Source organism: Bacteroidales bacterium (genome assembly GCA_023228145.1).
GTDB lineage: Bacteria > Bacteroidota > Bacteroidia > Bacteroidales > CAIWKO01 > CAIWKO01.
This window is the reverse complement of sequence record JALOBU010000018.1, coordinates 23761-47774: the sequence shown is the minus strand read 5'-3', so window position 1 is coordinate 47774 and position 24014 is coordinate 23761. Positions and strand designations below refer to the sequence as shown.

Genomic DNA, 24014 nt, shown 5'->3' with positions numbered 1-24014 from the left:
ATTCAATTCAAGGCAGGGAAATTTTTTACTATCCTAAACATTCAAGTTTCAGGCGGCTCATACGTATATCATTTACCCTGCAACGAATCGACTGCCCGATGCCGTTTTTTACATCGGGAATTGCACTACAATCCACAAAAAATTCTTTTTGAGAGTCGTTATATACTTTTACCTTGCTAACCTCTTTACCAAATTCATTTATAAACGTGTCTATTCCTGAAATACGGAATTCATAAACATTTCCAATTTTGTAAAGGGGATGCTGGGGTTCAAAATAATGGTTATAGCCGGGTGTGTAACCAAGATAACAGCAATTTATAATGTCGCCTACATCAAAACCATAATTTTTATAATATTTTTCACGCAAGTAATGCAATCTGCCTCTCTCGTCTTCCAAACGAAAATATTCTTCATCATAAGTCATGGTGAAAATATCTTTTACTTTTAAAAGATACATCTTATTAATCTCAAATGCAGAAACATCGGGATTTTGACCAGGCAACGAAAGATACAACCTTCCCTTTTTCACCCTGTCCACACGACAAGTAACAGTCTGTTTGCAGGTTGAATTCAATACAGTAGTATTAATAGGAATCTCCTGCTTCCATTTATCTTCCAGTATGAGCATCTCTTCTTCCAGTCCCCGCGAATTAGTAATTTTTCTCCTGCCGTTTATGTTGAATTCATATACTTCTCCCGCTTTATAATATGGATTCACGGGTTCAAGAAACATCCTGCCGGAGCAGTTTATTTTATCTACGCGGCATTGGATGTTTTGCCCGGTTTTAAAATCATAATGCATATAATATCTGGAAGGCAGCAGGTGTTTGGTGTGGAACATGCTGAGTAAAATCAAATAGGGCTCATCATCCGGAGGCAAAGATGTTGTGTTGGTAATCAGAAAATCATACACCTTACCTTCTTCAAAAAAACGCGGCTTGTTTGCTCCCATCAAGAAAACTTGTATTATTTAACCTTTTTAATCTTTGCGGCCAGCTTTTTTTGCGCTTTTGAAGTTTCATCCGGGCTCACGTTGGCATTTCCGTATGCCAGTTGGTTGTATTCCCTGAGTTGAAGTTTCCCAAGATTTATCAACATGTATTTCTTCACTTTTTTGTCGGCGCCTGTAAGTGCCTGATAAATTAATGTAACATCTGTATCTTTCAGCAGCTTCCTTAAAGATGTTTTATTCAGGGTGAGCACATCTTTTATCCCTTGTAAATTGGCAGATTTTGTAGGTATTGTTGTTTTAACCGATTTTTTCACCTGCCTGGTTTTTTTCTCTTTTTTGACGGACACACTTACATCTTCGGTTTTATTATCAGTTTTTTCAACATAATTCACAGGGTGCATATCCTGAAGGCGTATGATAAAATCGCTCAACACATTCATGTAATTAATGTAAGCTTCGTAAGGTGAATTGTATGGGTTGAAATATTTATGCACATCACCATCTGAAAACCATTTGGTGCACATATAATAAAAATGGTCGCTGGTCTGCAGGTATTTCCAGTCAAGCTGGATTTTCTCATCCGGGCTGTTTTTCACTTTTTCTTCCAGGTCGTACAATTTGTGAAAAGCGTCTCTCTGCAGTTCGTTTCCGAGCCATGCAGTAAGGTCTCGCTCCTCGTCTGCCCAGGAAATGGGATGTGGAACATTCACTGCAGCCTTTGGCTGAAGCAGGTGCGACAATTCGGAAGGAGTGTTGAAAGTAAACTTTGATTTTGAAAACACAAATTGCGGTAAGGCTTTCATAAAATCAAAGATGCCTGTTTCTTTCCACTGGTGTTCTCCAAAAGTTTCGTAGTCCATAAATAAATTAACTGTTTCTTCTGAGGGATTAATATCATTAAGCCATCCTACAAATTTCTCTGCAGTCAATGGCCATCCGTCCCAGCTTTGCTGTGAAAACCTGAAAGCTATGTCATCGCTAAGGCGAAAATTCTTCAGCAACACTTTCAGTTTGGGGTTTATGGCATTGCAATACATGTAGTTAGGGCTTTTCCACGAAAGTATATGCCTGGCGCCTTCGGTAAGCATGGTGTTGAATCCCATTCTGGCAACCATTTCACCGATTTCATCCGAATAAATAAGCTCTGTATTTCTAAAAGTAGATGAGTCCTGTTTAAAGTAGTATTTGATTTTTTCTTTCTGTGCATCAACCTGCCTTTTAAATTCGGGTTCACTTCTCATTGCTGATAACGAATGGGAATATGTTTCTGCAAGAAATTCCGCACTTCCCGTTTCAGCCAACTTAATAAAACTTTCAAGCACCTGGGGCGCAAAACGTTCAAACTGGTCGAGAACCGTTCCGGATAATGAAAAGCTAATCTTAAAGGCGGAGCCGTATTCACGGATAAGTTCCAGCAACAAATAATTCATCGGGAGGTAACATTTTTCTGCTATTCTTCCCAGGATGTATTTGTTTCGGTAATCATCAAAATAAAAGTGGTCATTGCCTATTTCGAAAAAACGGTATGTCTTTAATCGAAACGGCTGATGTACCTGAAAATAAAAACAAATGGACCTCATATTATGTTGTTATTTCTGAATAATCATGTTATTGTAAATATCCTTCACCTTTGCTGCTGCATTGTCCCATTTAAGGTTAATAACTTCTTCCCTTCCTTTTTCGGCGAATACTTTTGACAAAGCATCATAATGCAGCAAGCCATAGATAGCATCTGCCATAGCATCAATGTCCCAGAAGTCAATTTTGATGGCATATTTCAGCACTTCAGACACGCCCGATTGTTTTGAAATAACAACCGGTACTTCAGCCCGCATAGCCTCCAAAGGAGAAATACCGAAAGGTTCTGAAACAGAAGGCATGACATACACATCGCTAAGGGCAAACATTTTATCCACTTCATCACCTTTTAAAAATCCCGTAAAATGAAATTTTGTAGATATGCCAAGTTGTGCCACACGCATTATCATGCGGTTGAACATATCGCCTGAGCCTGCCATCACAAAGCGGACATTATCATCCTTGTCAATGACTTTTTTTGCAGCTTCCACAAAATAATCAGGGCCTTTCTGAAAGGTGATACGCCCTAAAAATGTTACCACTTTTTCTTTGACACTTCTTTCAACAGATTTTGTTTTATCGCCATAATATTCAACAGCATTATGTACGGTAAAAACTTTATCGGAGTTAATGCCATATCTGTTTACCACAATGTCTTTTGTATAATTGCTCACTGTAATCACTGCATCGGCGGCTTCCATACCTTTGCGTTCGATGTCGTAAACATTCTGATTGATATGCTCCCCTGAACGGTCAAATTCTGTAGCGTGCATGTGCACTACCAAGGGTTTTCCGCTAACCTTCTTTGCCGCCATTCCTGCAGGATATGTCAGCCAGTCGTGCGCGTGGATAAGGTCAAATTGACTCGAAGCTGCTATGGATGATGCCACCAGAGCATAACGTGTTACCTCTTCCATCAGATTTTTACCATACTTTCCTGAAAATGCATATTGCTTAGAAAATATACTGTGTTCTTCTGTTTTTTTATCCAATTGATTTTGGAAAGTAATCCTTACAAACTCATCTTCTCCCACATAAGGAATTAGATTAGAGCCTACCTCAATATATGTCAGCTGTTTCCAGTATTCCTGATATATGCTGCTGGAGAAATCAATATTTATATCACTTGCGTTAATCAGCCTTACCGCTTCCTGACTCTCATCCCCGTATGCTTTTGGAACGACAAAAAGCACTTCCACATGATGTTTCAGCAGGCCTTTTGTTAACCCATAGCAAGCTGTACCTAAGCCCCCTGTGATATGTGGCGGAAACTCCCAGCCAAACATTAATACTTTCATTTATAGATTTTATTAGGTTTTAAGACTATAAGGCTGTTAGGTTGTTTTGTTGTTTAATTTTATGTTTGACAATTATCATTCTTCATTATAATATTTATCAATCAGATAACCCATTCTTAAAAGTTCGGCTACACTCCATGCTTGCGATGGGGCACCTCCGGGCATATAGGGTGGGTCGCCATCATACACTTCAGAGATAGAGCCAATACCATGTTCAGTCATCACGGGTTCAAAACTATCGTAAAGTTGTTTTATATGAGCCAGGCCGCTTTTACCATGTATTTTCAGATAAGCTTCGGCATAATGCCCCAACAGCCATGGCCATACTGTTCCCTGATGGTATGAACTGTCACGTTCAATGATGTCGCCTTTATATGAACCTTTGTATTCAGGTGATTTGGGAGATAGTGTGCGCAAACCTCGTCTTGTGAGTAATTCTTTTTCCGTAATATCAAGTATCAGTTTACGTATTTGTTCACTTAGCGGACTGTAAGGCAATGAGGCTGCAAAAATCTGATTTGGCCTCACCGACCAGTCTTTATAATCCCCATCCACATAATCGCAAAGATATCCTTTGTCTTTGTTCCAGAAAGTTTCTTTATATGCGGCCGGTATTTTGCAAGATATTTCCGACCACTCATCAACGAAATCATTATCTCCGGCAAGACGCGCCACTTCGAGAGAAAACATAATCGCATTAAACCAAAGCGCATTGATTTCCACATCGAACCCTGTGCGCGGCGTAACAGGTTTGCCGTGCACCACGGCATCCATCCATGTAAGCGCCCTTCCGGGTTCGCCGGCATATACCAGGCCGTTTTCCTGCATCTTTATATTAAACTCACACCCATTACGATAGCCGTTTAATATCATTTTCATTTTTTTTCCGTATTCTTTCCATATTTTATCCTGGCTGCAGGTGTAAATAGCGTACTGCTGTAAAGCCCAGAAAAACCATAGTGGAGCATCAACAGAATTATAGGCAGTATCGTTGCCGTTTCCCATATTGGGAAAGAGTGTACCTTTTAGTTCAGCCACCATGGTATCAATCACGGCCTTGCATTTCTCAGGTTCATTTACAGCAAGAGTCAGTCCGGGTAATGCGATGAAGGTATCGCGCCCCCAGCGCCCAAACCAGGGATAACCAGCAATTATTTCCACCTTTTTATTTTTATGGACAAAAAACTGCAGGGCAGAATTAATCAGGCAGTTTTTGTAATTATCGCGAGGTATTCTTTTTTTAATTTCTGAGGAATATTTTCGTTTTAACAATTCGGTATCTATTTCCTCTGTGCCTGCAGAAAAAATAATGCTCTCGCCTTTTTTCAATGATGTTTCAAAGAAGCCCGGAACAAACAGGTCTTCTAAATATTCGTATCCTCTTTCCAACTCCTCCAAATATTCAATATTATAGTACCAATGAGGTACGTGTGTATAGCTGGTTTTTTTTGAAAATTGCAGAAACAACGATGTATAACCGGGATACATTTTTATCTTGATGCCGTTGTTTATACTTTTATAATTTGTATCTGCATCAACATTTGCTTTTGTTAATGTATGCATATTACGAAAAGCAAGGAAAGGTTTGAACCTTAAAAGTGTAGGGTAATGTGCATCTTCAAGAGTATATTTAATCAGGAAACGAGCACTTTCGATACAGAATAACATTTCTTTAGAAAGTGTCACACCTCCCACTTTATAGGTAAACTTAGGCATAGGTTCCATTTCAAGGCTGGTGATATATTTATGCCCCTTGGGGTTGCTAACTCCATTGGGATAGCGATGTATGCCCAATTGAAATTCTTCATTCTGCTGGATTATTGTTTCGTCAAAACTTGATAATAGCACATGGTTCTCTCCATCAAGGCCGGGCTGAGGCACTATCAGCAGTCCATGATACTTGCGGGTATTGCAACCTATGATGGTTGACATGGCAAAAGCCCCTGCCCTATTTGAACGTATAAACTCTCTTTTTAACGAATAATTCAGGTTAACTAGTTCCTCTTTGGTGAATTTAATATAACTCATCGTAAAATCAAGTAAATATTTTGTTGTATTTAATACTTTTTGCAAAGATAAGAAATTAATTTTTAATCATTTATAGGGCCTTTGTTACGTTTTTGTTAAATAAAATATTACATAAATTATTACTATTCAATACTCAACAGAAAAATAAAAACTGAATAACTAACATTAATAAACACGTAATACAAAAAGAATATTTCATGAAATGACAATTTAAGTAACTTTGCATACCTATTTGATTAGATTTAGCGTTTATATCAATGCAAATGAAAATCAGGCTGTACATATATTTTTTATTACTTTTTCTGACAGGATTAATTTGTTTTTCTTCTTGTAAGAAAGACAATCTTATAAATGATGACCCTTCGGTAACACTAATACTATCAACGGAGTCAATACTGTTTGACACAGTTTTTTCAACGGTTGGTTCCACTACCAAAATGTTTTATGTAAAGAATCCTACTTCCGATAAAATTGTTATATCCAGTGTTCGTCTTGCCGAAGGCTCAGGTTCACAGTTCAGCATGAATGTTGACGGTGCTCCGGGATATAAAATTGATAATGTTGAAATAAGACCCAACGACAGTATTTTTATTTTTGTGAAAGTTACAGTTGACCCACAAAACAGCAATTCACCCATGGTGGTAAGGGATTCGATTATTTTTGAAATCAATGGAAACATTCAGGATGTTGACCTTACAGCCTGGGGGCAGGATGCTCATTATATTGTTGCCGACAAAAACCTCGGCAGCCTTCGTTACAAAATCGTTGCCGCTGAAAACGAGGATATTTTATGGGCCAATGACAAGCCTTATCTTGTTTATGGCTATGCTGTGGTTGATTCGACAGGAAAACTCACTATTGACCCAGGTTGTCGAATACATTTTTACAGCGGGTCGGGCATGTGGGTGTACAAGGGAGGCTCTCTTAAAGTAAACGGCACCATGGCTGAACCTGTTGTCTTTCAAGGCAGCCGCCTCGAAGCAGCCTATAAAGACTTGCCAGGGCAATGGGACAGGATATGGCTCAATGAAGGCAGTATCAACAATGTGATTAATTACGCCATCATTAAAAATGCATTTATCGGCATTCAGGCCGAAACTATGGATGCTTCCATGGGAAACCGCCTTATACTCAGCAACAGCATCATAAAAAACATGACTGGTATTGGCCTGCTGACACGCTATTACAAAATCACTGCAGGGAACTGTGTTTTTGCTAATTGCGGCGGTTACGCTGTCTGTATAACAACCGGCGGCGCTTATGATTTCAGGCATTGCACACTGGGAAACTATTACAATTATTCATCAAGACAAACGCCATCCCTTGTTGTATCAAATTATTACGAAGACCTTGCCAGCGGAACTATGTATTTAGGAGACCTGGACTCTGCCTATTTCGGAAACTGCATCGTTTATGGAAGTAATTCCGAAGAAGTCTTGATTGATAGTACAGATGGAGCATCATTTGATTATACGTTTGAAAATTGTCTTCTAAAAACTACCTTGTACAACAGTAATAGTTTCTTTCTAAACTGTGTTTTTAATACAGATGTGCTTTTTAATAATTACGAAAACAATGATTACACTCTGAAACCCGGTTCAGCTGCTATTGATGCAGGGTATATTAATATTATTTACTCTTCAGGGTTAAATCTTACTTTTGATTTGGAAGGAAAGAATAGAACTCTGAATCCACCGCCGGATATGGGAGCTTATGATTACATTCCCTGATATAATACTGTCATCGTGTAACAAAAACTCCTGACAAATCATGATTTTTGATAAGACAAAGATTAGTACCATCGTTCAGATTATATTTCTGTTGGCGCTGATATACCTTGTTGTGTTTGTGAAGCTTGGAGCTTTCCACATGCGCTTATGGGACGAATCAATGTTTGCTGTAAACACGTATGAAATGATTCATAACGGCAATTATTTCGCAAACTACTTTGAAGGCCACCCCGATATCTGCAATACAAAACCTGTTTTGACCCTCTGGGCGCAAATTGTCTTTGTAAAATTGTTTGGATATAATGAATTGGCTCTGCGTTTGCCTTCTGCCATAGCCGCAGCGCTGACCATATTGTTAGTATTTGTTTTTCTTTACAGGAATTACAGTACTTACTGGGCCTGGGCCGCTGTGCTTATTTTACTTACCTCGCAGGGTTTTATAGGATTTCATACAGCACGAACCGCCGAGGCCGACTCTTTACTGACATTTTTTCTGTTGTTTTCCAACGACAGCTTAAAAGCTATTGTTAAAAACAAATATCGGTATCGTATCATTGATACGTATGATAATGCCGAACTTATTGAAATAAACCATAAGGCGGATAGCACCAAAGACCAGGAGTAGTCATCTGATTACTTCCGCCATTTTCGCACCTATGTCGGCAGGAGAATCCACCACATAAACTCCTGCGTCTCTCAATAAAGCTTTTTTAGTTTCGGCGGTATCTTCTTTTCCGCCTATGATAGCCCCTGCGTGCCCCATGGTTCTTCCCTTGGGTGCTGTTGCCCCGGCAATAAAACTCACCACTGGTTTTGTTCCATGTTTCTTTATCCATGCAGCGGCATCAGCTTCCATACTGCCGCCAATCTCGCCAATGATAACAATGCCTTTGGTGTTATCATCTTCCATAAACAACTTCACAGCATCCAGCGTGGTTGTGCCTATGATAGGGTCGCCACCGATACCAATAGCCGTGGATTGCCCCAGGCCACATTTTGTAATCTGGTCAACCGCTTCATAAGTTAATGTCCCTGAGCGTGAGACTATGCCCACACATCCTGCTTTGTGAATGAAGCCTGGCATGATGCCTATTTTGGCTTCACCGGGTGTGATTATCCCCGGACAGTTTGGCCCTATCAGCCGACAAGGTTTATCTGATAAATAATGTTTCACCCTTACCATATCCTGAACGGGTATGCCCTCTGTAATACATACGATTACCCCAATCCCTGCATCGGCAGCTTCCATAATAGCATCGGCAGCAAAAGCAGGGGGAACAAAAATAAGCGAAACATTTGCTCCGGCTTTTTCAACAGCTTCAGAAACCGTATTAAAAACAGGCAAGCCAAGGTGTTTCTGTCCTCCCTTTCCGGGCGTTACACCGCCGACAACCTGAGTGCCGTATTCTATCATCTTTGTTGCATGGTATGTGCCTTCACTGCCAGTAAAACCCTGCACCACTACTTTCGAAAATTTATTTACCAGAATACTCATTTTGTTTTTTCATTGCATCCAAAATTATAAATTTTAATAATAAAAAAATAATTTTAATGTTATTAATTATTATTTGTAATTTTAAAAAATTAGATATAATTTTATATTTTAATCATCTCCAAAAAGATTATTATTTGATTTATTAACCTTAAAACAGAAATTATGAAAAAAGTATTTTTTGTTTCATTGACCATGTTCATTTTATTAGTCGCACAGTCTTTCGGGCAGAAAGAAACAACCGAGTTTCGCCTATCTTTGCGGGATGGCAATGTTATAACCGGCACCACACAGATTAACAATGTCAATCTTGCTACTTTGTGGGGAAAACTTGATATACCCACAAAAAACATCAGCCAGGTGCTTTTTGGCATATCGCCCGATAAAACACAGAAAGAAAACATAAAATCCCTGATAATAGACCTAAACAATTCCACGGAAAATATTCGCAAAAAAGCTTATGAGGCGCTAACATCCTTGAGCATGAATTGCATACCTGTGATTGAAGACGTTATCAATTCCGAAAGCTATATCCCTCCTACTAGCGAAGACTATACTGCTGAAATGGCTTTGAATGAGCTTAAATCAAAATATAATTACGATGAAGCTTCTGTGGGAGATGATGTCATAGTTACCGACAACGGTTACCGCATTGGAGGCAGTTTTAATCTTAAAAGTGTTTCACTAAAGACCGAATATGGTAATCTCGAAGTGCCGCGTGAAAAAATTAAAAGCATAGATGTTTTTTATAAAGGCGGCGATATGACGGAAGCAATATTTACTTTATTGGCCAACAAACATATTTCCGGCAATACCAATGGCGGATGGTTCAAGACAAGCATCTATGTAAAAAGTGGCCAGAAAATAAAAATTTCTGCCAGCGGCGAAATCACACTGGCAAGCCTTTCAGGCTATAAATACAAACCCGATGGCAAATACAGCGGCGCAAATGCCGATTATGACTATGATGCTGACTACAGTTCTCCGTCAACCTCCACCTATCCTACCTATGGAAATGTTGTTTTCAAAGTCGGAGAATCGGGCACTATGATAAAAGCCGGTGCACTGTATAATGGAACAATCAGTGGTAACGGATATATTTACCTGTCTATTTACGAGACAGTATATAACGCTTCTAATACAGGAAGTTATCTGGTGAAGATTAAATTAAACTAGAAAATACATTATGATTATTAAGAGGGCCGCAGCCCTCTTTTTTTTACATTCCAAAAAAAGTTTTCACCTGGTCAAAAAAATACAAAGCAATAGCGGGTTTTAATATTATTGTAAATATTATCCCGAACACTGCACCCCAGAAATGAGCATCGTGGCCAATATTATCTTTTCCTCGTTTTGCCATTACAGCAGAATAAATAAGATATAAGACACCGAAAATGAAAGCCGGAATGCCAAAGGGAATGAAAAACAAGTATATTTTTCCCATAGGTGCGAAAAGTATGCTGGCAAATACTACGGCTGATACTGCCCCTGAAGCACCCACAGCATTATAATAGGGATTGTTTTTGTGTTTACCAAAAGATGGTAGCACAGAAATCATTATTGCTCCAACATATAATAAAGCAAAATAATAATAGCCCTTAGCTTCAAAAAGATAAACATAATACTGCAATACCACATCACCAAAGGAATAAAGTACGAACATATTTATTAATAGGTGCATCCATCCGGCATGTATCAGGCCATAAGTTATAAAACGGTACCATTGCTTTGAGGTCAGAGCAAGATAGGGATTAAAACGCAGTCGGTAAAACCATTCATGGTTTTGCATGGCAATAATTGAAACAACAGACGTTATGGCAATAATTATCAGTATCATGATTTCTTATTTATAAAAACAAATCTTAATGTTCCGCCTTTCCCTGCAATGCTTTCACAAAGACTCAGAAAAACAGCAAAAGGCAGTAAGAGCAGTGCCAGTAGCTTTTGAAAAAAAACATTTACTTTGCCATATTCACCGGCATAATGAGTATTTCCTTTTATGCGTTCATACAACACTTCTCTTTTTTTACAAAAAACATTCAACAGGCTTTGTATATAACCAAATGGGTTTTGTTCCATAGAAAAATATGTGCGGGAGTGAAGCTCAAAAGACAATGAATTCATGACATAAACAAAACGGCGAGGTTCAATAAAACAAAGGTGCCTTGGCGGGTCAAGATGAAACCACTTTCCTTTAAACCATTGCGCCTGCCAGCTGGCAATGTTCGGAAATGACACTACAAATTTTCCGCCCGGTTTTAAAATATCAGCAATAACTTTCAGCATCTCAAAAGGGTTTTCAAGATGTTCAAATACATGAAACATGGTAACTACATCGAAAAAGTTTGTTTGAAAATCATTATTATGAAGAGGTGCAGTTTGAATTTTAATATGAGTATCCTGAGTTTTGATAAATGCACCGTTTTTTGTACGTTCCACACCATAAAGTTCAAAATTTCCTTTGGCAGATAAATACCTGAGAAAATCACCTCTGGCACAACCCACATCAAGTATTCTCTGATTTTCTTCCATCATACGGGAAACTTTAACAGCTCGTTTTTTTCTAAAAAAATCAACAGCTTTCACCACCATGCTCACACCGAATTTATGTTTTGCACTGCCATAATACGAATAGTCGTAAGCTTTGTCAAGCGCCACTTCAGAAGGAGGCGGCGATAGAAACACACAGCCACAATCTCTGCATCTTCTCAGCTGGTATGTATACCCGAAAATATCTTCCGTATTAAATAAAAAATCGTTATTTACTGAGTGGCAAAAAAAGCATATGGAATTATGCGTACTATTTTCTGGCATCTTCGGGCTTATCAAAAATTTTGTACTTCGATATATGCATCTTCTGCAGCCTGTATTTCAGGGATGTTTTCAAAACTCCAATGCCATACAATACACTCCTGCTAAAATTAATTGATGAAGCATCAGTAAAATATTTTGTCGGGCATGTTATTTCAGCGATTTCGTAACCTTCATAGGATATCTGCGCCAGCATCTGGTTATCGAAAACAAAATTATCAGAATACTGTTGATAGTTTAATTTCTGTAACAATTGTTTAGAAAAGGCCCTGTAGCCGGTATGGTATTCTGAGAGTTTCTGCCCCATCATCAGGTTTTGAAACAATGACAATAACCTGTTGAAAATATATTTATACAAGGGCATGCCGCCCCGTAATGCGCCTCTTCCCAGTATCCGTGAGCCAAGAACCACATCGAACAGACCGTTGGCAATTACATAAACCATAGACGGCAGCAGTTTGGGAGTGTATTGATAATCCGGATGCAGCATGACCACAATATCTGCATTCAGTTTTAATGCATAATCATAGCAACTTTTCTGGTTTGCGCCATAACCTTTATTTTTTTCATGCCTGATAACATGTTTTATTCCCAATTCAAGGGCTTTTTCAACGGTGCGGTCCCGGCTGGCGTCGTCAACCACTATGACATCGTCAACGATATCGAAAGGTATTTCATTGTATGTGCTTTCGAGTGTTTTTTCGGCATTATATGCCGGCATCACCACCACTACTTTTTTCCCTTGTAACATAGAGGCAAAAATAGGAATTTCCCCGATATTTTGCCGTTTTACTTTATAATATGCTAATTTTGTTCACAAAATCACGTTCTGATGTCCCTGAGTAATATTTTTAAGCCCGACGATACTATTTGTGCCATTTCCACGCCTGCCGGCACTGGTGCAATAGCCCTGATCCGCATCAGTGGGAAAGACACTTATCCTGTAATTAAAAAAATTTTCAGACCCTATAAAAAAAATGCATTAAAATGCATTACACCATACTCACTTGTTTACGGAAGCATTATTTTTAAAAAAGAGCTTATCGACCATGTGCTGTTAAGTTTTTTTAAAACACCTCATTCATACACTGGTGAAGATATGGCTGAGATAAACTGTCACGGTTCATCTTATATCCAGAAGCGTATCATGGAGGTGTTGCTTTCGTCAGGGTTACGTCATGCCGGTGCAGGAGAATTTACCCTCAGAGCTTTCTTTAATAAAAAGCTTGACTTGTCGCAGGCCGAAGCCATAGCCGATTTGATAGCCGCCAACTCAAAAAATGCCCATGACCTGGCATTAAATCAGATGCGGGGCGGTTTTTCTGATAAAATCAGTACCCTACGAAAACAACTGCTGGACTTTTCATCGTTGATTGAACTGGAACTTGACTTTGGCGAAGAAGATGTGGAGTTTGCCAGTCGTAAAGAACTTTTAAAACTTGTTGCTAATATCAAACATGAAGTAACGCATCTTAAAGAATCATTTGCACAGGGGAATGTGCTTAAGCATGGTATCCCTGTGGCAATTATTGGCAAGCCCAATGTCGGCAAATCCACATTGCTGAATGCACTTCTGAATGAAGAAAAAGCTTTAGTATCAGAAATACCCGGCACCACACGAGATGCCATAGAGGATACCATGACAGTGAAAGGGACTACATTCCGTTTTATTGACACAGCGGGGTTAAGACTTTCAGATGATGAGGTAGAGCAGATGGGTGTGGAACGTACCTATCAAAAAATTGAGCAGGCACAAATTGTACTTTATGTAGTTGACATTTCTGAAACTACCTTTGACGAAATAAAAAATGACCTTGATGATTTTTTACAACACATTCAAAACCCTGCAAAAAAATTTGTAATCGTTGCCAATAAAATTGACAAGCTGGTAAAAACTCCCAAAAAGTTCAGTCAGTTTGTAGAACTCGAAACGGTTTTCGTTTCAGCCAAACGCAAGCAAAACATCAGTTTAATCATTGACTCATTACTGAAATCCGTTGGAGAAAAACAACACACAGACCAAGCTGTAGTTTCAAACATACGCCATTATGAAGCTTTAAGCAAAACATTGGATGTTGTTACAAACATTGAAAAAGCATTAAAAGATAATCTTCCATCCGACATGCTCACATCAGATATCCGGACCGCCCTGCATTATTTAGGAGAAATCACCGGAGAGATTACCACTGAAGATATACTTGGGAATATTTTTGAGAAGTTTTGTATCGGAAAGTAATTTTCCTTCTTTTATTTTCTAACAGTCTGTTATTGTTTACATTCTGTTAATATCTTTTTCTCTTTTTTGTTGCCCAACCCCTCTTTTTTAGTTAAATTTGTTGCTGATTTGTTGCCCAAATCTGTTGCCCTTGTTTCCGGGCAACATAAAGGCGAGATGATGTCACATTCTGACACATATAGTCACATACAGGCAACTATAGACATAAATAGGCATATATGAGTAGCAACCTTTCTTTTAAAAAAAATTGCGAGTACTGCGGTAAAGAATTTGAAGCCAAAACCCTTTATACTAGGTATTGTGGCCATGTGTGCAACAGCAGGCATTACAAAAAACTAAAACGTGAAGAAAAAATACAATCCGCCATACAACCTTCTCTGAGCAAACCCGAAGAAATGAAATTCGATAGTTCTGTTCAGAAAAAAGAATTTCTTAGTCTGAATGAAACTGCAACCCTGTTAGGTGCAAGCAGAAGAACCATCCAAAGAATGATTTCTAAAGGAACCCTGAAAGCCGCCAAACTTGGAAGCAGAACTATCGTACCTCGGAAAGCAATTGACAATTTATTCATATAACAACCATTATGCAAGTAACATTAAGGCAACGTCAGAAAGGAAACAAGATCAGCTTATACCTTGACTACTATCATCAGGGTAGACGCAAATATGAATATCTGCAACTTTATCTTGTTCCTGAACCTCAAACCGGCAGATTACCAAAAACAGTCCGGGATGAGAATAAAAAAATCCTGGAATTAGCAGAATCCATTCGCTCTAAAAGACATTTGGAATTAAAAAATGGAATCTTTGGTTTTCAGGATCAGAGCAAGATGAAAAGCAGTTTCCTTAGGTACTTCGAGTATCTTACTGAGAAAAGGAAAGACAGTTCCGGTAACTATGGCAACTGGGACAGCACATTAAAACACTTGAAAAAATTCGTAACTTTTGAAGTTACTTTTGCCCAGATCAACAAACGATGGCTTGAAGATTTCAAAGAATACCTGCAGAAAGAAGCGCTCACGCCTGCCAAGCAAAATCTTTCTCAAAACTCTGCATCATCATATTATAATAAAGTGCGTGCAGCATTGAGAGAAGCATACAAAGAAGGAATCATTCAGCAAAACCCTGCCGATAGCACCGATGGTATTAAGCCCGGTGAACCGGAACGTGAATTTCTGACACTGGAAGAACTGCAGGCCCTTGTAAAAGTTGATTGCGAAATTCCTATTCTGAAAAAAGCTTTTCTGTTCAGCGCCATGACCGGGCTAAGGTTTTCTGATGTCGAAAAATTGACTTGGTCTGAGGTGCAGCATTCAAATGAAATCGGTAATTATATCCGTTTTGTACAAAAGAAAACTAAAGGCGCCGAAACCCTGCCTATTTCTGAACAGGCAGCCGATTTTTTAGGTACTCGTGGCAAAGCTACCGACCGTGTTTTTGTTGGTTTGAAATACAGTGCATGGCATAATCTGAGGTTACAACAATGGGTAATGAAGGCAGGTATAACAAAAAGTATAACTTTCCACTGCGCCCGTCATACCTATGCAACTTTACAATTAACTTTGGGCACCGATATATATACCGTTTCAAAGCTTTTAGGCCATAAGGACATTAAAACAACTCAGATTTATGCCAAAGTCATTGATGAAAAGAAAAAAGAAGCAGCAAACCGTATAAAACTTGATTTATGATAGTAAAACCAATTATTTTCGATAACATCCTTTTTGGTGAATTAGCCCCCTGGCTGCCTGAAAACTCATCTGAAACAAAGTTCCGCGACATCCTCAATAATCAGGTCAGGGCAAACAAGGACAATCCTGAAAAGTTCTTCAAAGCATTATTGGGCTCTTTGAAAGAATACGCTGTAATCTTAAAGATAGATCATCTGCCCAATAAAGAAAGAATTGCAAACCTTGCAAAGTTTGCAGACCTGCAATCCGATTACAATGAGCTTGTGATTACTGACTTTTTCAGCAAGGCATCAGAATTTTATTTTTACCTCTTCAATAACGAGTGTATTCGTATTCGGGCAGCTATTGCAACAAATGTATCGAATTGCAAAACCCCTATTGATTCAGAATTTCAAGTTGTCAGTTTACTAAACAACCTTGCTTACACTATCGAACAGCTTGGTCAAAAAAAATATCACGACAAGCTCAGCATATATGTGCATAATGCTATGAAAATTTCTCTCTTTCGTTTATACACAGAAATAAAGAATGTTTATCCCGCATTTATCGGTAATGAGGCATTAACTGAAAACGAAATTATCACTTTCATTTTTAAAGACTATGATGTTGAAAAAAGTATTCAAGATAATCCTGCTCATACAATTGCTCAATTTCTTTCTTCAAAAAAGAAAAAATCCCTTACCCCTGTTTCTGTTAATGATGATAAGAAAATTGAAAAACCTGCCTTTGTTCCTAATAAAGCTGATTTTCGTTCAGGTTACAAAGGAAAGCTGTCTTATGAAGATATTATTAACCCTGAACTTTTTTCCAAACTCGAAGAAGATTTATACCTGAATGATTTCATTGATATTGATTACAACTTTACCAATAAACACAATAAGAAAAAAGAACTGGCCGCTATTTTCAAAATCCTGATTTCTAAGAAATATTTCAGAGAAAAAAACTATAAGCATCAAAGTAAATTCAGGGCTGCTGATTACAGGCAATACCTTGATCATAGATACAAAGTTGACACATCACAACAGTTCCGTAAATGCACTCCTGCGATCGCAAAAGCTGTATCCGATTCCTATATCTGGCTCGATAATTTACCTGCCTGCCGTTAATACGGTATTTTGTCTTTATAATACCTTTTGAAAATACCGCCTTGTATTCACAAGTGCTTATTTTTCTATTAGTTACACAAGCCCGCAAAATACCGTTTTTTCCCTCTCCTTTCCTTTGTTCCGAACTTTGTCATGTCATCGACAATCGATGATGACTTTTGCGCAGAAGTCCATTTTTTAAATTTTTAATATTTAGTCAAATGGACGAAATTTTAAAACAGCTTAATGAGTTGAAAGCACTCATTACCGAGCAGAATTTGCTCAAAAAGGAAGTACTGAATTTTCATGAGGCTTGTCAGTACCTCGACATTAGTGAAAGCCACTTGTACAAGCTTACCAGTGCAAAACAGATTCCTCATTTCTGTCCGCAGGGTAAACGGCTTTATTTCAACCGGTGTGAACTGGACAATTGGCTGCAACGCAATCGGCAGACTACCACGGATGAGATCGAGCAACAGGCAACGGAATATATCATTAACAACAAAAGGAGGTAATCATGGAACATTGCCATCATTGCCGCGAATCCCTTGATAACATCAGGGAACGGCTCGACTTGATGCTTGACCGCCTCGAAAAAAAACAGCGGAATAATCCCGATCAGGTTTTTTTCGACAACCAGGAGTTCATTCAGATCATGAACATAAGCAAGCGAACAGCTTTACAATGGCGTATCGACAAAATTATTGGGTTTTCTCAGGTCGGCAATAAGATTTACTATCGCTTATCCGACATACTCAATTTACTCGATAAGCATTTCATAGCTTCTACCCATTAATTTTTGTCTAACTACATAACAACTGTATTATGCCAGAAGCAACTATTTTCAAAAATATGTCCCTGCCGGTTGAAAACAAAAGGATTATTCATCTAATCTATGACATCAAATCCGATAAATACAAGCAGGAAATTGAGCAAATCAGAGGCCTTATTGCCGATAATGACAAGGAGAACGCAGACCTTCTGAAAAAGCAGCTTCCTGCTTTTACTGCTTCAGGGACTTTTAAGAATTCCCGCAAAGCTGAATCTCTTGTTGAGTACAGCCAAATACTTTGCCTCGATTTCGACAAGATTGATCCATCCCGTTACGACATGGCTTTTCAAAAGATTTCAGCTATCCCTCAAACCATTGCTTGTTTCCGTAGCCCTGGTGGTAATGGCATAAAAGCATTGCTTGAGGTGAATACCGAACCAGATCAGCATGAAATGGCTTACAAACAGGCCATTTCATATTACGAATCCAACACGGGCTTTCCTTGTGATCCCAAATGCAAAGACATAACACGTTTGTGTTTTGTTTCTTACGACCCGGATACTTATATCAATGAAAGCTACAAACGACTTTTCATTAAGCCCGACTCCACTCCTCCTGTTGCCCGGTCTTCGCCTGTAACCACCACTCCTGATTACCAGGCACTGTTTTCTGACTGCATCAGTTTTACAGAGCAAAAATCACAATACATTGATGGCAACCGGAACAACTTCATTTATCTGCTGGCATCTAATTGCAACCGTAAAGGTATTCCTGAAGATGTCGCTTTGGACTTGATCATTGCAAACTTCGACTTGTCCGAACATGAAATCAGGGCATCCGTTAAAAGCGCCTACAACAATCATTCTGCTGACTTTGCAAAGTTTGCTAACTCTGCAAAAGTACAAACCCCTGTATATTTTTCTAATACCTTGAATGACTGTCCGGAAGAAGATTACCTGAAAAACACTGAGTTTGTACCTGATGCTGTTTATACCTTACTGCCTGATTTATTAAAATCTGGTTCTTTAGCATTTAAGGACCTCAGAGAACGTGATGTTTTTCTTACAGGTGCATTAGCTATTCTTAGCGGTTGTTTGCCTCAGGTTAGTGGCGTTTATTACCAACAGGTAGTTTACCCTAACCTCTTTTCCTTTATAATAGCTCCTGCAGCCAGTGGCAAAGGCGCTTTAAAATTTGCTAAATGCCTTGGTGACGCTTACCATGATCAGCTCATTCAGGAAAGCAACGAAGAATTGCAGAGGTATAAAACTGAAATGAACGAGTATAAAGCAAATATGTATGGCCGTAAGAAAGGCGAACCATCGGGGGATGCGCCGGAACAGCCGCTTTTCCGTGTGCTATATATACCGGCTAATTCAAGTTATGCCAAAATACTTTCACACCTGAAGCAAAACAACGAATCTGGTATTATCTGCGAAACCGAAGCGGACACCATGGGCAATGTGCTTAAACAGGAATGGGGCAGTTATTCCGATATGCTTCGCAAAGCATTCCATCATGAGCGCCTTTCCAGTTCAAAGAAAACGAACAACGAGTTCCATGAGGTAAAGGAACCAAAACTCTCCGTTGCTCTTTCTGGCACTCCGGGGCAGGTTACAGGGCTTATTTCTTCTCCCGAAGATGGTTTGTTTAGCAGGTTTTTATTCTACGCTTATAAGGTTGTTCAACAATGGCACGATGTATCGCCATTTGCTGGTGAGGTAAACCTGACAGCGCATTTCAAAGACCTATCGAACAGGGTGCATGAGATGATTTCATTCCTTACTTATCATCCGACTGTTGTTGAATTATCAAGACAGCAATGGGACAAACTCAATGAAACATGCTGTGCTATGCTCAGCGAGGTTACAACCTTTATTGATGAAGATGCGGGCAGTGTCGTAAAACGTCTGGGGCTTATTCTTTTTCGTATTTGTATGATTTTCTCCTCCCTTCGCAAGTTTGAACTGAAAAACACCTCAGAAACAGTTTATTGTACCGATTCCGATTTTAACATTGCCCTGAACTTAGTCCGTGTGTATTTGCAACACACTTTGCTTATGTATCAAAACCTTCCGAAGCAAAACGATAATTATACTTTTCGTTTTGGTGACAACAAACGCAGGTTCTTTGAGGCATTGCCTTCTGAATTTAAAAGAGCGGAAGCCGTTGATTTGGCAGTACGCTACAACCTTTCTGTTCGGTCAGTTGACAAATTGCTCAAAGACCTGATGGGTAAGTACCTCTCCCAGCCCCAATACGGTATTTACAAAAAGGTTTAACTTAAAGTTTCGCTTTAATAAAACTGCAAGCATTTTTGTTTGCAGTTTTTTCTTTTTATACTTTGATATTTTCTTTTTTTTGTATACTTTTGTTCATATTTAACAAGTCAACATTCAACAATATGAATCATTTTGGCGAACACATCAAAAATCTCAGGTTAAAGCGCAATCTCCTGCAGCGGCAGCTTGCTGCCCTCCTCGAAACCGACACTGCTTTTATCAGCAAACTCGAAAAAGGTGATAAAAGAGCTTCACGTGAACAGGTAATCAAAATGGCTGCTTTCTTCAACATATCCCAGGACGATCTTCTTTCTCTTTGGTTAGGTGAAAAAGTTTACGATGTTTTAAAGAATGAAGTAATGGCAAAAAAAGCCTTAAAAGTAGCTGAAAAGAAAATTAATTATGATTCTGTAAAAAAGTAAAAGCATGGATAACCTCATTGAAACTGGTATTCAAAAAGGACTGATCAAATTCGATGATGAACAAAAAATCATTACTTACGTCTACCAAAACGTTAAGCGTAATTGGAACAACCCCGAAGAGAAAGTTCAGGCTGAAACATTTCTCACATTGATTTTTCATTACAATTATCCCGTTGAGCAAGTAAAACAATTTGTTCCGGTAAAAAAATTCTCTCAGACCGGTGAAGCCGACCTTATAGTATATGAAGATAAACAATTGAAAAAACCTCATATTATTGTTGAATGCAAAAAATCTGATATAACTGAATTTCTGTTCGCTGAGGCTGAAAAACAAGGCTGTGATTATGCAGTATCGGAGGGTGCAAAATTTGTGTGGGTAACATCAGGTCTGAAAGATAGTTATTACGAAATTCCTACCGTCAGGCCGGCAGAAAGAATTGTGATTACTGACATTCCTCAATATGGAATATCCAAACTTGCACCCTATAAATATGTTAAAGGAGGTGTAAGCCAGACAAGTACTAATGATGTTCAGGAACCCGGCGATGGTTATTCCAAACAAAAATTTTTCGAGTTAGAAACTGTTACCGAAAATGAGTTAGTAAAAGTATTCACTCAGGCGCATCAGGTCCTTTGGGGTGGTAAACGTGATGAATCAAGAGCTTTTGATGAATTTGACAAACTCATTTTTTGCAAAATATGGGACGAAAAATACAAACTAAACGATCAAAATAAATTTGTACCCCGTCCAAATGGTGAACCTTATTATTTTCAGATTTTCTCTAATGAATCCGCTGAAGAATTATTTTCAAGGATTCAAAAGCTCTATGATGTCGGTAAAGAAAAAGACCCCGAAGTATTCAAGGAAAATATCAACCTCTCTCCCTTGGAAGTCCGGGAAGTTGTGAAATACTTGCAAAGGATAAATCTTAACGAAACCGATTTGGATAGTAAAGGCAAAGCGTTTGAAACATTCACAGGCTCATATTTCAGAGGGGCTTTTGGCGCATTCTTTACTCCACGTACAATTATTAATTTTATTGTTGAATCCCTTCCTATTGACAATAACAGCCGTGTTCTCGATTCCAGTTGTGGTAGTGGCGGATTCCTGCTTCACGCATTAAGCAAAGTAAGGAAACAGGCAGATGAATATTTTCCGGAACATAAAACAAACCCAAAACAAAATCTTGAACATTTCAATTACTGGCATGGTTTTGCCGAAAAAAACCTTTTTGGTATTGAGGTAAATGAACAGATTGCAAGAATTGCAAAAATGAATATGATCATTCATGATGATGGTCACACTAATGTAATTGCAAAAGACGGCCTGTTAGATGATGAAATATTGCAAAAAACTAATGCTGAGTTCAAATACAATTCTTTCGACTTCATTATTACCAACCCGCCTTTTGGCAGTGAAGTTAAACAAAGCATGGCTGCTTATCTTGGTTTGTACAAATTGGGGACAAAAGAAACAGACTGGCTTAACATTAAAAAAACCATAGAACATACCGTCAGGGAATCCCAGGACACCGAAATCCTTTTTCTCGAACAGTGTCATAAATTTCTGACATCTGGCGCTTATTTGGCTATCGTTATTCCTGATGGCATTCTCACAAATAGCAGTATGCAATACGTTCGGGAACAGATTGAAGAATTATACCGGATTGTTGCGGTTATTTCTATGCCGCAATCTGCTTTTATGGCAAAAGGTGCTGGTGTCAAGACTTCCGTCCTGTTTCTCAGAAAACACAGTGCTGAAAAAAGTGAGAAAATCTGCTTGGAAAAAATCAAAATTAAAGAGCAGATTAAAACCGATAATAAGTATGTCGAACAAATTGAAAAATGGGAAAAAGAGAAAAAAAATGATATTAAAAAACTTGAAAAAGAAACAAAAAAAGAATTTCCTGATGCAACTAAAAAAGACATTGCAGTATTGATTAAAGATGAAAAAGCCAGTATTCAATCGACATTCAATGATAAGGTAAATATCCTTAAAGATGAACTCATCGAAAAATACTACCTGGCAAAACAAAATACACTTGACGACTACCCGATTTTCATGGCAATTGCCGAAGATATTGGTTACGATGCCACGGGCAGAAATACAGGTAACAACGAATTGGTCGAAATTGGCAGAGAGTTATCCGGCTTCATTAACCACATAAATAAAACTGAGCTGTGATGAATAGTTATACTTTTTCAACCATACATAATCCCAATAAAGTTTTCATTCTGCATAAAAGCAAGATCGAAAAAAGGCTTGATCCTTTTTATTACATTCCGGAATTGGTGGAATTAGAAAATAAAGTGCTTGAAAAAATCCCCAAACGACTGCGTGATTATGTTATCAGCATCTCAAGCGGTGAAACGCCTAACACATCAGAAAGCGAATTATATTATACCGACAAAGAAAATGGTGTGCCTTTTATACGGGTTCAAAATCTATCCCCCACAGGTATTTTAAATTTAGAAGATTGCAAATATATTACGTTCGAAACCCATAATGGAAAATTAAAACGTAGTCAGGTTTTTGAAGATGATTTACTTGTTAAAATTACTGGTGTGGGCCGCATGGCTGTTGCTTCAATTCCTCCAAAGGGTTTTGAAGGCAATATAAATCAGCATATTTGTGTAATAAAGACCGAGAGCAGAGAAGCAAGCGAAACCATTGCAGCTTTTCTTAATTCAGATATTGGTGAAAAAATTTCAAGCCGGAGAACAACGGGGGGAACACGCCCAGCTTTAGATTACCCTGCCCTGCTTTCAATACCAGTAATAAAAGACAAACGTATTCTTGATATTACTAAAAAAGTTGTTGAGCAAAAAACAAAAAACGATTCTCAAGCTGAAAAATTACTTGCAGGTATTGATGATTATCTACTTGGTGAGTTAGGTATTACCATCCCTGAAGTCCCCGAAAATACTTTAAAGAGTAGAATTTTTACAAGCTCAATTAAAGAAATTACAAACAAACGACTTGATCCTTTTTTTCACCAATCAAAATTTTCTTTAAACATTGAATCAATAAAAAACAGCAAATACCAAGTAAAACAATTAAATGATATTATTCAAGGTAATTTAATTAAAGGAACATTACCAAGTCAAGAAGAAAAAGAAGGTAATAATTTTGTGGTTCAAATAAATTGCATTAATGCAGATGGCACTATTTCATTTGATGATATTCTCACTGCAAAAGATATTTTTACAAAATATCAGAAACTTATTAAAGGTGATGTTTTAATTGTAATAACTGGTGCTACAATTGGAAAAATTGCTCAGTGGAATTATGAAGGTGATTATTTTTTAGGAGGTGACATAGTTAAATTTCAAACAAATTCTAATGCAGATAGTTCATTTGTATATCATTTTTTAAGAAGTAAACCCATACAAATTGAGATAAAACGTAACATTACTGGTGCAACAAATGGACATTTAGCTCCAGACGACATAAATCATTTTCCAATACCTATTCCACCTCTTGAAAAGCAAAAAGAAATCGCAGATCATATTACAGCTATCAGGCAAAAGGCATCTGATTTGAAAAACCAGACAAAAGAAGTTTTGAAAAAAGCAAGCAAAGAAATTGAACAAATAATCTTAGGTACTTAACATTTATATCATGCAACAAACATTTC

General features: G+C 38.2%; 21 protein-coding genes. 13 read left to right on the top strand and 8 right to left on the bottom strand.

Annotated features, from left to right (window positions below; all coding sequences use genetic code 11):
* Positions 1-28: 28 nt before the first annotated feature.
* The 4 genes from M0R16_09635 to M0R16_09620 form a co-directional block, all read right to left on the bottom strand.
* A complete protein-coding gene (locus M0R16_09635) occupies positions 29-952 on the bottom strand; it encodes a hypothetical protein (protein MCK9613143.1) in 924 nt (307 codons plus the stop codon).
* Between the two features lie 14 nt (positions 953-966).
* Positions 967-2532: a glycoside hydrolase family 57 protein gene (locus M0R16_09630; GenBank protein MCK9613142.1), complete on the bottom strand. Its 1566-nt coding sequence runs from the start codon at positions 2530-2532 to the stop codon at positions 967-969.
* Positions 2533-2541: 9 nt separating this feature from the next.
* Complete coding sequence (locus M0R16_09625; protein MCK9613141.1) at positions 2542-3828, bottom strand: glycosyltransferase family 4 protein; 1287 nt, start codon at positions 3826-3828, stop codon at positions 2542-2544.
* 75 nt (positions 3829-3903) lie between these two features.
* Positions 3904-5901: an amylo-alpha-1,6-glucosidase gene (locus M0R16_09620; protein ID MCK9613140.1), complete on the bottom strand. Its 1998-nt coding sequence runs from the start codon at positions 5899-5901 to the stop codon at positions 3904-3906.
* 218 nt (positions 5902-6119) lie between these two features.
* On the opposite strand from M0R16_09620, the gene M0R16_09615 reads away from it, so the two are divergent.
* Entirely contained in the window at positions 6120-7586 is a 1467-nt protein-coding gene (locus M0R16_09615; protein MCK9613139.1) for a hypothetical protein, read from the top strand.
* Positions 7587-7626: 40 nt separating this feature from the next.
* Complete coding sequence (locus M0R16_09610; GenBank protein ID MCK9613138.1) at positions 7627-8211, top strand: glycosyltransferase family 39 protein; 585 nt, start codon at positions 7627-7629, stop codon at positions 8209-8211.
* Here M0R16_09610 and sucD read toward each other — a convergent pair whose 3' ends face one another.
* On the bottom strand, positions 8212-9081 hold the full coding sequence (gene sucD, locus M0R16_09605; protein ID MCK9613137.1) for a succinate--CoA ligase subunit alpha: 870 nt from the start codon (positions 9079-9081) through the stop codon (positions 8212-8214).
* Between the two features lie 162 nt (positions 9082-9243).
* Here sucD and M0R16_09600 point away from each other — a divergent pair, with 162 nt between their 5' ends.
* Positions 9244-10254 carry a hypothetical protein gene (locus tag M0R16_09600; GenBank protein ID MCK9613136.1) on the top strand — a complete coding sequence of 337 codons (1011 nt, stop codon included), beginning with the start codon at positions 9244-9246 and terminating at the stop codon, positions 10252-10254.
* Positions 10255-10297: 43 nt separating this feature from the next.
* Here the strand turns inward: M0R16_09600 and M0R16_09595 are convergent, their stop codons facing one another.
* The 3 genes from M0R16_09595 to M0R16_09585 are packed head-to-tail and all read right to left on the bottom strand — an operon-like array spanning position 10298 to position 12640.
* A complete protein-coding gene (locus M0R16_09595) occupies positions 10298-10915 on the bottom strand; it encodes a rhomboid family intramembrane serine protease (GenBank protein MCK9613135.1) in 618 nt (205 codons plus the stop codon).
* The gene (locus M0R16_09590; GenBank protein ID MCK9613134.1) at positions 10912-11892 is read right to left on the bottom strand and encodes a class I SAM-dependent methyltransferase; all 981 of its coding nucleotides are present in this window, start codon (positions 11890-11892) and stop codon (positions 10912-10914) included. The genes M0R16_09595 and M0R16_09590 overlap by 4 nt, the downstream gene beginning before the upstream one ends.
* On the bottom strand, positions 11879-12640 hold the full coding sequence (locus tag M0R16_09585) for a glycosyltransferase family 2 protein (protein ID MCK9613133.1): 762 nt from the start codon (positions 12638-12640) through the stop codon (positions 11879-11881). Before M0R16_09585 ends, M0R16_09590 begins: the two co-directional genes overlap by 14 nt.
* A gap of 81 nt (positions 12641-12721) precedes the next feature.
* On the opposite strand from M0R16_09585, the gene mnmE reads away from it, so the two are divergent.
* The 10 genes from mnmE to M0R16_09535 all read left to right on the top strand — a co-directional run bounded on the left by mnmE (position 12722) and on the right by M0R16_09535 (position 23988).
* Positions 12722-14125 carry a tRNA uridine-5-carboxymethylaminomethyl(34) synthesis GTPase MnmE gene (mnmE, locus tag M0R16_09580; GenBank protein MCK9613132.1) on the top strand — a complete coding sequence of 468 codons (1404 nt, stop codon included), beginning with the start codon at positions 12722-12724 and terminating at the stop codon, positions 14123-14125.
* A gap of 218 nt (positions 14126-14343) precedes the next feature.
* Positions 14344-14700 (top strand): helix-turn-helix domain-containing protein, encoded by a 357-nt coding sequence (locus M0R16_09575; GenBank protein ID MCK9613131.1) that lies wholly within the window; start codon positions 14344-14346, stop codon positions 14698-14700.
* Between the two features lie 8 nt (positions 14701-14708).
* Positions 14709-15815 (top strand): site-specific integrase, encoded by a 1107-nt coding sequence (locus tag M0R16_09570; GenBank protein ID MCK9613130.1) that lies wholly within the window; start codon positions 14709-14711, stop codon positions 15813-15815.
* A complete protein-coding gene (locus tag M0R16_09565) occupies positions 15812-16921 on the top strand; it encodes a hypothetical protein (protein MCK9613129.1) in 1110 nt (369 codons plus the stop codon). Before M0R16_09570 ends, M0R16_09565 begins: the two co-directional genes overlap by 4 nt.
* Before the next feature lie 200 nt (positions 16922-17121).
* The gene (locus M0R16_09560) at positions 17122-17415 is read left to right on the top strand and encodes a helix-turn-helix domain-containing protein (GenBank protein MCK9613128.1); all 294 of its coding nucleotides are present in this window, start codon (positions 17122-17124) and stop codon (positions 17413-17415) included.
* A gap of 2 nt (positions 17416-17417) precedes the next feature.
* Positions 17418-17696: a helix-turn-helix domain-containing protein gene (locus tag M0R16_09555; protein MCK9613127.1), complete on the top strand. Its 279-nt coding sequence runs from the start codon at positions 17418-17420 to the stop codon at positions 17694-17696.
* Between the two features lie 29 nt (positions 17697-17725).
* Positions 17726-19954 (top strand): DUF3987 domain-containing protein, encoded by a 2229-nt coding sequence (locus M0R16_09550; GenBank protein ID MCK9613126.1) that lies wholly within the window; start codon positions 17726-17728, stop codon positions 19952-19954.
* A 122-nt stretch (positions 19955-20076) separates the two neighbouring features.
* Positions 20077-20376: a helix-turn-helix domain-containing protein gene (locus M0R16_09545; protein ID MCK9613125.1), complete on the top strand. Its 300-nt coding sequence runs from the start codon at positions 20077-20079 to the stop codon at positions 20374-20376.
* Between the two features lie 4 nt (positions 20377-20380).
* The gene (locus M0R16_09540; GenBank protein ID MCK9613124.1) at positions 20381-22561 is read left to right on the top strand and encodes an N-6 DNA methylase; all 2181 of its coding nucleotides are present in this window, start codon (positions 20381-20383) and stop codon (positions 22559-22561) included.
* Positions 22561-23988, top strand: coding sequence for a restriction endonuclease subunit S (locus tag M0R16_09535; protein ID MCK9613123.1), 1428 nt, complete (start codon positions 22561-22563; stop codon positions 23986-23988). Before M0R16_09540 ends, M0R16_09535 begins: the two co-directional genes overlap by 1 nt.
* Positions 23989-24014 lie beyond the last annotated feature (26 nt).